6 protein-coding genes are annotated in these 14,206 nt (G+C 74.1%); 3 read left to right on the plus strand and 3 right to left on the minus strand.

Translation table 11 applies throughout. The annotated features are described in order from the left end of the window. Nucleotides 1-25: 25 nt before the first annotated feature. The gene (locus tag ACZ6X9_RS23810) at nucleotides 26-6,532 is read right to left on the minus strand and encodes an SDR family NAD(P)-dependent oxidoreductase (protein ID WP_469780018.1); all 6,507 of its coding nucleotides are present in this window, start codon (nucleotides 6,530-6,532) and stop codon (nucleotides 26-28) included. Between the two features lie 1,118 nt (nucleotides 6,533-7,650). Here ACZ6X9_RS23810 and ACZ6X9_RS23815 point away from each other — a divergent pair. Both ACZ6X9_RS23815 and ACZ6X9_RS23820 read left to right on the plus strand, forming a co-directional pair. After that, a complete protein-coding gene (locus tag ACZ6X9_RS23815) occupies nucleotides 7,651-7,944 on the plus strand; it encodes a hypothetical protein (RefSeq protein WP_469780019.1) in 294 nt (97 codons plus the stop codon). A 7-nt stretch (nucleotides 7,945-7,951) separates the two neighbouring features. Continuing rightward, nucleotides 7,952-9,478 (plus strand): ABC1 kinase family protein, encoded by a 1,527-nt coding sequence (locus tag ACZ6X9_RS23820; RefSeq protein WP_469780020.1) that lies wholly within the window; start codon nucleotides 7,952-7,954, stop codon nucleotides 9,476-9,478. A 67-nt stretch (nucleotides 9,479-9,545) separates the two neighbouring features. Here the strand turns inward: ACZ6X9_RS23820 and ACZ6X9_RS23825 are convergent, their stop codons facing one another. Further along, a complete protein-coding gene (locus ACZ6X9_RS23825; protein WP_469780021.1) occupies nucleotides 9,546-10,430 on the minus strand; it encodes an alpha/beta fold hydrolase in 885 nt (294 codons plus the stop codon). Between the two features lie 62 nt (nucleotides 10,431-10,492). Next, the gene (locus ACZ6X9_RS23830; RefSeq protein ID WP_469780022.1) at nucleotides 10,493-11,677 is read right to left on the minus strand and encodes a macrolide family glycosyltransferase; all 1,185 of its coding nucleotides are present in this window, start codon (nucleotides 11,675-11,677) and stop codon (nucleotides 10,493-10,495) included. Between the two features lie 184 nt (nucleotides 11,678-11,861). On the opposite strand from ACZ6X9_RS23830, the gene ACZ6X9_RS23835 reads away from it, so the two are divergent. Beyond that, complete coding sequence (locus ACZ6X9_RS23835) at nucleotides 11,862-14,111, plus strand: MMPL family transporter (RefSeq protein ID WP_469780023.1); 2,250 nt, start codon at nucleotides 11,862-11,864, stop codon at nucleotides 14,109-14,111. The last annotated feature ends 95 nt before the right edge of the window (nucleotides 14,112-14,206 follow it).

Genomic DNA, 14,206 nt, shown 5'->3' on the forward strand with positions numbered 1-14,206 from the left:
GTCGAGTTCCTCCACGGCCCCTCCCTCAGCCCGCACGGTGGGTGTCGAAGCCCAGAAGTTCGGCGATCCGCCAGGGATCGGCCCACAGGGTGCGCACCCCGGTCCACCGCTGGAGCACCCGGCCGTCCGGAGCGCATCCGGTGACGTCCCAGAGGGAGAAGACCGCATCGGACTCGGCGGGCTTCCGCTCCACCCGGACGACGAACGCTTCGTCGTCCGGCAGAGGCGCGCACAACTCGGCGCGTTCGACGCCGACGGGGACGGGCCACAGTTGCTGACCGGGATCGGTGACCCCCGCCAGGCACACCCCCTGCATCAGGAGATCGGCCAGTCCCGGGGTGTGGAAGCGCCCGGAGAAGCCGCCCTTGCCCAACGGAGGCTCCGGCATCCGCGCGACGACGGTCAGCCCGGCGGACACCCCCGGGAGTTCGTTGCGCAGACCCGCCAGGCTCGGCCCGTGGAACAGCCGGCCGCTCGCGTAGCCGGGGTGCGGGGCGTCGGAGACCGTGCAGGGCGGCAGGGCGATCCGCTCACCCGGCTCCGGCGCCCGTTCGTTCCAGAGGAAGCGCCCCTCGTAGTGGAGTTCCTCGCGCTCGTCATCGCTCAGCAGGGAGAACTTCGTCCACCGGTGGTGGTCCCGCTCGTCCTCGGGGACCAGGCGCACCCGAAACGTCCGGTGGTGGTTCTCCTCGGTGAAGCCCAGACCCCGTACGATCCGGAAGTCACGGCACTCGACCACCGCGCCCGTGCCGCCCAGGGCCCGTTCGACGCTGCTCACCCCCCAACCGACGGCCGCCGTCAGAGGCAGGACCGAGACCCCGCCGAACCTGTGGTCGCGCAGCACCGGTTCGGCGGCCGGCCCGCGAAGGAGGCACCGCGCGGTCACCCCTTCCGCGGGCAGCCGGCCGACTTTCCGGTACATGGACGAGACCGGGCCGACGACGACCGTCGCCCCTCGCTGCAGACCCGGGTCGGCCAGGAGCCGGACGAAGTGGCCGCAGCCCTCCTCCCGGGCCAGGACGGGGACCCCCGCCTCCACGTACAGGTCCCGCATGCGAGCCGCCATGCCACCGGCCCACGGCCCCCACGCCACCGGCAGCACCCGGCAGTGGGGGTGCGCCTCCCGGAAAGCGCGGCCGAAGCGGTTCAGCGCCTCGTTGGCCAGCGCGTAGTCACTCTGTCCCGCGTTGCCCCAGACCCCGGAGACCGACGTGAAGAGCACCAGGTGCCGCAACCGCCCGGCGTCCAGCGCCCGCAGCACGTGGTGGAGACCGGCCGTCTTGGTGTCCACGACCGCGGCGACCGAGTCCGCCTCCATACGGGCGAGCGGTTTGTCGCCGAGCACACCGGCACCGTGGAACACGGCGGTGACGCGAGAGGCGTACGGTGCCAGGGCCTCGGCCACGGCCGCGCCGTCCCGGACATCAACGGCCAGGTACTCCGCAGCGGCGCCGCGCTCGCGGAGCCCCGCGAGGACCGCGCGGATCCGCCGGTGCGGGGCGTCGGCACCCTCCGCCGCGCCCGTGTCCGCCTCTTCCCGTTCCTGGGAGGCCGCGGTCTCCCCGAGGTCCGCAGCGTGGTCCGGCCCCTCCGTGAACGGGGTGCGTCCGAGCAGCAGGAAGTCGAAGCGCCGGGTCTCCGCGAGCGCGGTGACGCACCAGGCGGTGATGCCCGACGCTCCGCCGGTGACCAGCATCAGGTCACGGCCGGCGGGGGCCCGGCCCCCGTTGACGGCCACGGCCGGGGACGCCGGGGTTTCGCTGACGGGCGCTGCCGGGACCATTGGTCCCTCGCTGCCGGCCGGCGTCGAGACCGCCGGGGCCCCACCGTCGCCCACCGCCGAAACCGCCGGAGCGCCATTGACGGTCGCCGCCGAGGCCGCCGCACCCTCGTTCAGGGCCGCTGCCGAGGCCGCCGTATCCTCGCCGTCGGTCACCGCCGTGACCACCGCGTTCTCGCTGTCGGTCGTGGACGAGACCGCCACGGCCCCACCGGCGGGCACCGCCAAAGCCACCGGATCCCCGTCGACGGCCACCGCCGAGACCGCCCCGCCCCCATCGACGGCGACCGCCGGAACGGACGCGCCCTCGCCGGCGGTCGCCGACGCCGCCGGGAGCGCCGTCTCCTTCACCACGGGGGTACGGCGGCCCGTCGTGTCCCGGCCCACCTCGTGGACGTCGACGGCCAGGTCCGCGATCTCGGCGGTGAAGGCCGAGGCGAGGGCCGCGTCCGTGAGGTCCGGGGCGAAGTCCAACGCCCGGCAGAAAAGGGCGGGTTCCTCCAGGGCCACCGTCTTGACCAGTCCCCCGAGCCCGCCCGCGAGGGCGGCCGCCACATCGCCGCCGGACCCGGCGTGCCCCAGCGCTCCGTCGAGCCGGGTCACGGTCACCAGCGCGGCGCGCCCACCGGCGCCGGCCGCGGCCGTGAGGGCGGGGCAGGCGTGCTTCGCGACGAGGACGGCGTGCCGGAGCCGAGCGATCACGTCTTCCTCCCGCTGTCCGGCGGTACGCCCCATCGGCAGGACGCAGAGCCGTACCTCCTGCTCATCCGCGATGAGTTCGCCCATGCGGGCGGCCAGCTCGGGCTCCGACAGGTCCGCCAGCCGGCGGGCGGCGGGTTCGTCCCCGGCGCCGGCGGGCGGCTCCGCGCCGGGGAGGCGCAGCGAGGCCACATCCCAGCCGTCGTCGCGGAGGGCCCCGACGAGGACGGCGGACAGCGCGGTGCCGTCGTCCAGTACCAGGGCGCGGCGGCCTTCCGGGTAGGCGTCGAGCCGGACGTCCGGGTCCGGCAGGTCCCGGAGGGTGACGACGGCGGTCCCGGTCCGCAGTTCCCCGGGTGCGCGCTCGTGCAGCGCCGGCCCGCGCAGTGCCTCGGTGAACTTGTCCGACAGCTCGCGTACCGTGCGGGCCTCGGTGAGCCGGTAGAGGGTGCCCCGGTCGAGCTGCGGGTAGCGGCGCCACACCTCCGCGCCGATCTCCACGCGTTTGAGGGAGTCGATGCCCAGGTCCTCCTGGATGAGCATGTCCGGCTCGATCATGTCGGGGTCGTAGCCGGTCCGTTCGGCGGTCACTTCCCTCAGCACCCGCTCGATCTCCGTCGCGTCGACCTCCCCGGCGGGGGCGGCCGCCTCCGGCGTCTTCCCTCCGGATTCGGCGTCCAGGAACGCGGCCAGGGCCGAGCGGGCGGCGGTCGGTTCCGGCGAGCCGTTGGGCGGCGCGGCATCCGCCACGGGCGCCGGCTCGGGCACGACCTCTCCGGAGGCCGTCACACCCTCCGCGGACCACGCCGGCCCGGTTCCCCCGATCTCGGCCGTGTGCACGCCGAGTTCGGTCGCCGGGTCGCCGGTGGGGTCCAGCAAGCGGGCGACGACCTCTCCGGCCCGGGTGTGCGCGTCGCCGACGGCGAGGCTGTGTTCGGTGACGGCGGTGACCGCCTCGACCAAGGAGGCGTCCACGGAGCCGTCGTCCGCGCGGCGCCGCAGCAGGCCGGTGAGTTCCCGGGCGACGTGGAGCTGGCTGTCCAGGTAGGCGGTGTGGGCGGTGAGGTGCCGGGCCGCGGCGGCGGCCAGCGCGTCGTGTTCCACGGCGGCCGGGGCGGCGGGTGACGCCTGGTGTACCCGGCGCTCGGCGTCCCGCGGGCGTGCCGCGTCCTGCCGGCGTGCCGCGTCCTGCCGGCGTGCCGCGTCCGCGAGGGCCGCCGCCGCCTCGGTGACGGCCGCGCGGTAGGCCGGGCGACGGGCCACGACGGCGAACTGTGGTCCCTCCAGCGTCCGGGCGGCCTTCGAGGGGGCGGGGCGCGCGGGCCGCGGCGGCGCGTCGTGGCGGTTCAGGCCGGAGAGCGGGTAGCCGAGGACGGCGAGCCGCACCGCCGCGCGTTTCAGGGCGGCGTACCCGTCATGCCCCGGGCCGGTGTCACAGGGGACGGCCGCCACCGCACGGTCCCCGAGCAGCCGCTCGACGAGCCGGGTGAGCGTGCCCCGGGGCCCGCATTCCACGAACACCCGCACTCCGTCGGCGTACATGGCCTCGACGGGGGCGGCGAAGTCCACGGGCCGGAGCGGTTGTCCGGCCAGGAGGCGGCGGTTGGCGTCCGGGTCGTCCCCGTACCGGGCCCCCGGTACGCAGGAGTGGACCGGTACGGCGGGGACGCCGAACTCCCGCTCGGCGCAGGCCGTCGCGAACGGCCGCGCGGCGTACGCGACACACGGCGTGTGGAAGGCGGCGTCGACGGCCAGCCCCTGCGCGGGGACGCCTCGGGAGACGGCGTGGCGGACGAACGCCGCGACCGCGTCGGTGGGTCCGCCGACGACGTACTCGTCCGGGGCGTTGCGGTTGCAGATCACCAGGCCGGGCCGGCCGGACAGCAGCGACCGTACGGTGTCCTCCGGCGCCCGGACGGCGGCCATGGTGCCGGCGTCCCGCCCGGGAGGAGGCCGCAGCGCGGCTCCCCGGGCGTGGGCGAGCGCGGTGAAGGCGGCGTCGTCGAGGACTCCGGCGGCCCACAGGGCGGTCAGTTCGCCGAAGCTGTGGCCGAGTACGGCGGCGACGGGAAGGCCGAGTTCGCGCAGGAAGGCGAAGTGCCCGCGGGACAGCGCCCCGATGGCAGGCTGGGCGTGGGTGGTGCGGCGCAGCCGCAGGGCGTCCCCGTCGGGGCCGTCCTTGGCTCCGGCGGGCGGGAAGACCGTGCGGGTGAGGGCGTCCGTGTCCGGGAACAGTGCGTCGGCGGCCTCGAAGGCGGCCCGGACCGCGGGGACGGCGAGGGCGGCGTCCCGGCCCATGCCGGTGTACTGGCTCCCCTGGCCGGAGAAGAGGACGCCGATCCCGGGCAGCGGGTCGAGGGCCCGGTGGCGGAAGTGGATGCCCCTGCCGTGGTCCCAGCTCTCGTGGGACGGGTTGACGCGCAGTTGCTCGACCGCCACCGCGCGCAGGCCGGCGTGCTCGGCGGCGTCGCCGGCCAGGTAGCCGATCCGGGCGTGCCCGGCGGGGATCGGGCCGGTGTCGGGCGGCTCGTCGTCCTCCAGACGGCGGCGCAGCAGTTCGGCGTTCTCCGCGTGCCAGATCCGGGCGTGTGGTGTCCGGTGGCCCGCCCGGACCGGGTCTCCGTCCTCCGGAGCCTCCTCCAGGACGGCGTGGTAGTTGACGCCGCCGAATCCGAAGGCGGACACGCCGGCGCGGCGCACCGGGCGGGACGCCTCCCGGGTCCACGGCCTGGCCTCGGTGTTCACGTACAGCGGCCCGTCGTCGTCGGTCAGCCTGCCCTGCGGCTCGGTCACGTTGGCGGTGGGCGGCAAGACCCGGTGGTGGAGGGCGAGCGCGGCCTTGATGAGCCCGGCGGCACCGGCCGCCGCCTTGGTGTGCCCGATCTGCGACTTGACGCTGCCGACGGCGGCCCGGCCGGTCCGTCCCTCGGAGCGCAGGAGGGTGTCGAGCGCCTCCAGCTCGACCGCGTCCCCCGTCGGGGTGCCGGTGCCGTGTGCCTCGATGAGGCCGACCGAGCCCGGCGGGCACTCGGCGTCCTCATAGGCGCGCCGCAGCGCCGCCAACTGGCCTTCCCCGCAGGGCGCGTAGATGCTCCGCCCGGATCCGTCGCTGGACCCGCCCAGCCCCCGGAGGACCGCGTAGACCCGGTCGCCGTCGCGCACGGCGTCGGCCAGTCGTTTCAATGCCAGCAGGCCGATGCCCTCGCCGACCAGGGTGCCGTCCGCCCCGGTGTCGAACGGCCGGACGCGCCCGGTCGGGGAGAGCGCCGGGGTCTTGGTGAAGCAGAGGTAGGACACGATCGAGTTGTCGGCGTCGCAGCCTCCGGTGAGCATCATGTCGGCCCGGTGTGCGAGGAGTTCGTCAACGGCGCAGCGGACGGCGGCGAGCGAGCTGGCGCACGCCGCGTCGACGGTGTGGTTGGCCGCGCCCAGGTCGAACCGGTTGGCGATCCGCCCCGAGACGACGTTGCCCAGCACGCCGGGGAACGAGTCCTCCGTCCACGGCGGCAGTCCGGCCAGGTGGGCCCGTACGACCCGGTCCGCCGTCTCCGCGGCGACGCCGCAGGCCAGCATCGTCTGTCGCATCTCGTGCGCGGTCAGCCGGGCGACCAGGGGCAGCAGGGTGGAGTTGTTGCCGCAGACGCCGAGCACGACTCCGGTGCGGGCCGGGTCGTACCAGCCGGTGCGGCCCAGCGCGGCGTCGGCGAGGACGTCGGCGGCGGCGCGCAGGGCCAGCAGTTGCACGAGCCCTGTGGAGTCCAAGGTCCGGGGTGACAGTCCGAGTTCGAGGGGGTCCACCGTCTCGGGCGTCAGGAATCCGCCGCGCCGGCAGTAGGTCCTGTCCTCGGCGAACGGGTCGGGGTCGTGGTGGATGTCGGCGTCCCACCACTGTTCCGGGACCTCGCCCGTGCAGTCGCGCCCTCGCACGACGTTGTCCCAGAACTCCGTCACGTCCCGCGCCCTGGGGAACATCCCCGCCAGGCCCACGATGGCGACGGGGTCGCGGGCGAGACGGCGGTCCGTTCCGGATGAGGGGTCGCGGGAGAGCAACACGGATGACACCCCTTCTCGTCGTGTCGTCTTCTTCGCCTGATCCGTTCGGCGCCCGGCGCTCGTACGCTGCGCGGCCGGCACCGCGCGGCCCGCGGGAACGGCCGCCGCCGGCGAAAGCCCACCCCGGTGCCGGCCCACGGCGGAACGTCCGCCGTGCGGATCCCGCCGCCCCCTTCGGGCCCGAACGCGGCCGTGCCGGTCCGTCCGCCCTCTCAGCGTGCCCCGGCCCAACCCCCCGAATCCCGGCTCCCGGGACCGGACCAATAGTCGGACAGCCATACGAGCCGCCCTCCCGACGCGCCCGCGAAGACCTCCGGGACGGCGACGGCACGACCGACGAGCACGGCCTTCGCCCGCTCCCGCCCCGGCCCCGGCCCACGAGGCGCACGCCCGCTCCGGCGACAGGCTCCCCCGCCGACCATCAAAGGTCGGGCGGCGACGCGAACCGGAACGGACACCCCCGCGCCCGAACGGGGACCCGCCCCACGCCCGACGCCGTACCCGCCCCCGGCGCCCCGCACGGCACCCACTGCGACCTTCTCCGGGCCGACGCCCTCGCCACGTGCGCGCACACCCGCGGTCCACCCGTCCTCGGCGCCTTCCACCGCTGTCGGAAGAGCCTGCTCCCCCACGCCCGTCCGCTGTCGGCCCCTTGGATACCGACGCCCTCACGCGCCTCGGCAAGGCCTTCGATTCGCCGGCGTGCCGGCGCTCGAACGAGCAGGCCGGCAGCACGCGTTGCGGGAACGGATCATTCGGTGCCCGGGTGGGATTCGTCGACGCGTCGGCTGCCCGGAAGAGCGTCCGGTCGGCTCCCGGAGTCCGGCGGAGGGGCACGGAACCCCCGGTCCGACCATCGCATGACACGTTGGGCGTGCGGTTTCCCGCGGCGGGAATTCGAGGACGTCTCCCCCGACCTCGGCGCGCCACGCTTCGTCCCGCCGCACTCGCCGCCTCCCCGGATACAGCCCGCGCGCGTTCCGCCGCAAGACCGTCATGCAACGCTTTCAGCAGTCGCACGGTGGTTCCCGAGTGTGCGACCGCGTGCGGGGGTGAAACCTTGAGTATGTCCCGGCGGACGCCGGACTCCAGGGCGGACAGGCACGAGGGGGTTCCTGATGGCCAGGAGGCGCAAGAACAATCTGCTGGACGACATGCTCGACCGCGCTTGGGACATCGACCGGGACCTGCGGCGGGCGACGCGGCGCGCCTTCAATCACAAGAAGAAGAACGGAAACCGTGGGAACGGCCGCAAATGGGCCAAGCGCAACAACGAGGCCATCGAAGCCCTGACGATGCAGGTGCAGGCCCTGACCCAGCAGGTCGCCCTGTCCCAGCAGGTCGCCCTGTCCCACAACCAGCGGCAGGGCACCGCCAAGGCGGCCAAGGGCAGCAGCGTGGCGAAGGCGTAGGGGGGGCGTGCCGGGCGGCCGCGGAACCGACACCGTACGCGTCTTCGGTCGCCTGCTGGCCGACGAGGCGTCACGCTCCGTGCACCACCGCCTCGCCCGCGGACGTCGCCCCTCTGCCGACGAGGTCTCCCGGGAGCACCGAGCCGTGGCCCTCCGGGTCGCGCTGGAGGAACTGGGCCCGCTGTACGTGAAGGTCGGGCAGATCCTGTCCACTCGGCCCGACCTCGTTCCGCGGTACGTGATGGACGAACTGGCCACCCTGACCGACCGGACGAGCGCGTCTCCGTTCGGCGTGTTGGAACCGGTCCTGGAAGGGGACTTCGGGCCGCACTGGCGGACGCGGTTCAACTGGATCCGCACCGAGGAGCCGCTGGGCTCGGCCTCGCTCGCCCAGGTGTACCGGGCCGAGCTCGCGGACGGCAGACCGTGCGTCGTGAAGATCCAGCGTCCGGGCTCCACCCGGCTGGTGACCTCGGACATGGTGGTCCTCCGGCGGGTCGGCAAGGCCATCGCGCGCGTCGCCCCGCACTTCAACGAGGTCGTGGACGTCGGAGCGATGCTGGAGACCCTCTTCCGCTCGATGGAGGACGAACTCGACTTCACCAAGGAAGCCGACAACTGCCAACAGGGCCGCCGGCTCACCCGTGGTCTGAAGACGGTGCGCGTCCCCAAAGTCGTCGACGCCACGGAACGCGTGATGATCCAGGCCTTGGTCGAGGGGGAAGCGGCACACCGGATCAAACCGGACCAGTTCTCCAAGAAGAAGCGCAAGACCATGGCTCGTGAGCTCATGGCCTTCATGTTCCGCGGCTACTTCAGCGAACGCTTCTTCCACGCGGACCCCCACCCCGGCAACATCCTCCTCACCCCGGACGGCAAGGCCTACGTCATCGACTGGGGCATGGTGGGACGCGTCGACCGCAGTACCAGCACGGCCTTGCTCGCGGCCTTCGTCGCCATGGCCCACAACGACGGCCCCGGCCTGGCCCAGGCGTGGATCCGCCTCGGCACCACCACTCCATGGAGCGACGTGAGCGGCTTCACCGGCGACCTGGCCCGCTTCGTCCCCACCGTGGCCGACGCGGCGCTCGACCGCCTCGACTTCGGCGTCTCCCTCACCTCGGTCCTGCGCTATTCCACCAAGCGGGGAATCCAGACCACACCGATGGTCTCAGTGATCGGCAAATCGGTCGCCAACATCGAAGGGTCCGTACGCAACATCGATCCGAAGCTCAAACTGAGTGACGCGGTGCGGGACAGCCTCACCGATATGCTGGTCGATCTCTTCCGGGACCTGTTCTCCTCGGAGCAACTGGGGCAGTACGCACTCCACTTCCTGTCCGCCGTCGAGCAGAGCCCCGGGCAGGCGCAACGCGCCCTCGCCGACCTCACGGCACGGCAGATCACCGTCCAGACCCACACCAACCTCGGCCACCGGGTCAGACCCGAACCGGTCCAGGACGGCGGCCTCCCCCGGTTCATCGGCGCGATCACCCTCGCGGCCCTGATCCGTCGCCATGGGATGGGCCGTTGAACGCCTCGGGACGAGCCGCCTGGCGCCCGCGGCGGATGGTGGAACGGCGGCCGTCGCGCCGCCCTCTTCACACGGCGGCGCGGCGGTCGCCGCTCCAGAAGCGCACCAGCGCCCGGGCGACCTCCCGCGGCTGATGGAGTGGGACGAGGTGCCCGGCGTTCCGTACGGTCACGTGGGCGGCGTCCAGGCGGGCGGCGGTGCGGGCGAAGGCGTCGGCCGGGTAGCAGGCGTCCTTGGCTCCGTGCAGGACGAGTACGGGCGGGTGCGTCCCGGTCCGCCGTGTCCGCTGGAGGTGGCGCTCTCCGGCCCAGGACCGGGCCAGTCCCAGGAGGTGGGCGGACGCGGTGGTGTCGAGCCGCGTCCGGGCGGCGTGCGCCACCGCCGGGTGGACGGGCCGCTCGGGGTGGCGGCGCTCCCACAGCCGCAGTACGGTGCGCGCGATGGTGACGGGGTCGGCGATCCGTCCGGCCGCGGAGAACAGACGGAACTTGAGGCCCTCGGTCCGGCTGACCCACAGGGGGCTGCCGATCAGGCCGAGGCTCGCGGCACCGGGTGCGTCGGCCGTGGCGAGGTGGCCGATGATGCCTCCCATGCACAGCCCGACGACGTGCACGGCGGTGCCGGAACCCACGTGCGCCAGCACGCGACGGAGATCGTCGGCGAGCGACCCGAAGGTGTAGGCGTCGGGATCCGCCGGACCGTCCGACTCGTACTGGCCGCGGTGGTCGTAGGCGTAGGCGTGGTACCCGGCCTGCGCGAGGAGGGGCATCACGGGCAGGAAGTCCTCCTTGGAGCCCAGGTAACCGCTCACCATGACGACGCTTTCCGCGGTGTCCGCACCGGGAGCCGGCGGGCAGTGGAGGGCGGCCAGCGTACCCGCGCCGCCCGCGAAGTCGAGGCGTCCGACGGGCGGAAAGGAGGGCGCCGGGGTCGCTCGGGTGGGCTGGTTCACGGACCGTCCTGGTGCTCGCGGTGCGGGGAGGGAGAGAGGAGAGATGAGGCCGTCGGGTGACTTCAGGCGGTCGGGACGACCTTGTCGATCAGGTACTTCTCGATCGCGTCGGCCGCCGCGACCGCTCCCCCGGCGTCGCGCACGACGTCCCGCATCGCCCGCACCCGGTCCCGGACGGCGGCCGAGGTGCCGACGCGGAGTACGGCTTCGCGCAGGGCGTCGGCGTCGGCCCGTTCGCGGGGCAGGTGTTCGCCGAGGCCGAGGCGTGCGATCTGTTCGGCGTTGACCCGCTGCTCCGCCATCTGCGGGACGGCCACCATGGGAACGCCGTGGGCCAGCGCCTCCATGACGCCTCCCATGCCGCCGTGGGTGACGAAGGCCCGGGCGTGCGCGAGGATGTTCAACTGCGGTACGACGGCGTGCGTTTCGATGTTGTCAGGCAGCGGACCGAGCTCGTCGGGTGTGACGTCGCCGAGCGACATGACCACGTGCCAGGGCAGCTCGGAGAAGGCCGCCGCGCAGGCCCGGTAGAAATCGGGGCGGCGGTTGAACTGGGAGCCGAGCGAGACCAGGAGCACCGGCCGGCCGTCCGCCGGAGGCTGCCAGGTGCCCTGGAAGGAGCGGTCCGCCAGGGCGGGACCGACGAACGTGCGGTCCGGGGCGAGGACGGTCTCGGGCCGGCGCTGGAAGGCCTCGGGGAAGAACGCGACGGCCTTGGGCGGGGCCAGGAGGAGGGCCGCCGGATCCGTCACGCCGTGGGAGACCAGCGCGGCGGCGAGTTGCGGGAAGCCGGGGATCCGGGAGATGTCCTCCAGTCCGAAGAACTCCCGGGCCATGCCCCGGAACGGCAGGTGCGTGGGGCTGAGCAGGACGGACGGCACGCGCCAGGCGGCCGCCAGCATGACTCCCGCCCAGGCGTAGACGTCGTAGAGCACGGCGTCCGGCCGGTCCGCCGCGAAGGCCGCGGCCAGCTCGGCCACGGCGCCGACGGCCTGCTCGGCCGACTGCCTGGCGCCCTCGGCCATGTCCTCCGGCGCGTCGACGCCCTGGTGGATGTCACGGTGGAGGACGGGCGTCGCGCCCGCGGCGCGCACCTGGGGTGCGAACTCCTCGGTCGTGGCGTAACTGACCCGGTGGCCGCGGCGGACGAGATCGGAGACGACGGCGAGGGTGGGGTTGACGTGTCCGTGCTGAGGGACGTTGAACACCGCGATGTGGTGCCCGGGCTGTGCGGGGCGGGAAGTCATGGCGGCCATACAAGCGCCCCGGCGGCCGGCGACCGGCACAACCGCCCTCATCATCACGCATATGAGCACACCGGCGGCGCGTACTTGACGCCGGCGTCCAGTGGAACGCCTTCAAACGACCTGTACGCATGACGGAAAGGGCCGGTCTTCGGGATCGCCGCCGTCCGCCTGCTTCACTTCCGCCATGTCCGCACCCCCCTGCCCTCCCGAGCCCCCGCGCCGCCGCCCCGGCCGCGAGGCCCCGCTGACCGTACTGGGCCGCCTGGTCCTGTGGCATCCGGTCCGTACGCTCGCCGTGGCGGGCGGGGCCCTGCTCCTGGTGCTGACGCTGGGGGCCGGGCTGGGCGGGCGTTTCACGCACGGCGGCATGAGCCGGCCGGACTTCGAGTCCGCGCGGGCCGACGCCGTCCTGTCCGCGGTGTTCCACAGCGGCAGCCCGACGCTGACCCTGGTGACGGAGGCGGAGGACACGGTCGACGCTCCTTCGGCGGTCCACGACGGACGACTCCTGACCCGGCGGGCGGCGCGCTACCCGAAGGTGGTGGCCGTCCGCTCGTACTGGACCGGCCACGCCCGCTCCCTGCGGGGGCGCGACGGCCGGGCGGCCCTGGTCCAACTGCGCCTGCTCACCACGGAGTCCACGGCAAGGGCCGACGTCGGCCCGATCGTCCGTGAGCTGACGGGACGTCAGGGGACGTTGCGGGTCAGGGCGACCGGCCCGCTGGCGGTCGGGCTGGCCACCGAGGAACAGAGCCGGCGGGATCTGCGCATGACCGAGCTGGTGGCCGGTCCGTTGACGGCCGTCGTGCTCGTCCTCGTGCTCGGCGGCCTCGTGCCCGCCGCCCTCGCCGTGCTGCTCGGCGCCTTGGCCGTGGGCGGCAGCGTCGCCGTCCTGGCGGCCCTGTCCCACCTCACCCCGGTGTCCGTCTTCGCCCTGAACCTCACCTTCGCGCTCGGCTTCGCGGTCGCCGTCGACTTCAGCCTCTTCGTCCTCGCCCGCTACCGCGAGGAACTGGGGCGCGCCGCCGACCGTCGGCGCGCCCTGCTCCGGACGGTCACCACCGCCGGCCGCACCGTGGTGTGTTCGGCCGCCACGGTGATCGCCACGCTGGCGGCCCTTCTGCTGTTCCCCTTGGACATGCTCACCTCGATCGCCTACGGCGGCATGTTCGTCGTGGCGATCGGCGGGGCGCTCGCGGTGACCGCCCTGCCCGCCGGACTGCTCGTGCTCGGCGCCCGGTGGGACCGCCCGGCCCTGCCCCCGCGCAAGCGGGGCGGCCCGGCGGCCGGGGCGGGACGCTGGTACCGGGTCGCCCAGTGGGTGATGCGCCGCCCCGCCCTGGTGGCACTGGGGACGTCCGCCGTGCTCCTGGCCCTGGTGGCACCGTGCCTGCATGCCCGGATGGGCGTGCTGGACGACCGCGCGCTGCCCCGGAGCACCGCCGTCCGGCAGGCCATGGACACCGTGCGCCGCGACTTCGACCCCCAAAGTCTCAGCCCCGTGCAGGTGGCACTCCCCGGGCTCGACGCCCGGCGGCACGGGAGCGCCGTCGACAGGTACGCGCGCGGGCTGAGCCGGCTCGCGCACGTCGCGCGGGTCGAGACGGTGAGCGGTGTCTACCGGGACGGCCGCCGGATCTCCGGCGCCGAGGCACCGTCCGGCTACGCGCCGGCCGCCGGCGTGTGGGCCGCCGTGGTCACCGACGTGGAGGCGCAGAGCCCGGAGGGGGCCGCCGTCGCCCGCGCCGTCCGTGCCGTTCCGTCCCCGGTGCCCGCGCTGGTCGGCGGGACGCAGGCGTGGCTGGCCGACCTCGTGGACGCCATCCGGGCCCGGGTGGCGTGGGCGCTCGTCCTCATCACGGTGGCGATGCTGGTGCTGATCGCCTGGTGCACGCGCAGCGTGGTGCTCTCGCTCAAGGCCCTCGTGCTCAACGTCCTGAGCCTGTGCGCCTCCTTCGGCGTGATGGTGCTGATCTTCCAGATGGGGTTCGCGAGCCGGTGGCTGGGCGACGTCACCGTCACCGGTGTGACCGACACCCTCGTCCCGGTCCTCGTCCTGTGCTTCGCCTCCGGGCTGTCCATGGACTACGAGATCCTGCTGCTCACCCGGACCGTCGAGGAACACGACGCCGGGGCGCCGACCCGCCAGGCCGTCGCCCGGGCACTCCAGCGCTCGGCGGGCCTCTTCACCGCGTCGGCGCTCGTCATCGTCGTCGCCATGGCGGCCCTGTCCGCCTCCGGCCTGCTCGTCCTCAAGATCCTGGGCGTCAGCGTCGCCGTCGCCGTACTCGTCGACGCCACCCTGATCCGCCTGCTCCTGGCGCCGGCACTGATGGTGCTGATGGGCCGCGCCAACTGGTGGCGGCCCCGGCCGCTCCGCGGAAGCGCTCCGGACGCCGGGAAAAGGGCGGACGAAGTGCCCGTCGCGCACTGAGAGCTGAAAGCCCCTCCGCGGCGGCCGGCGGTGGGGCGCGGCCGGCGGCCGGGGAGACCGTGCGGGGAGCGGTACGGCATCAGCGGCGGAGGCAC

It is taken from the genome of Streptomyces sp. NPDC052910 (assembly GCF_055585605.1).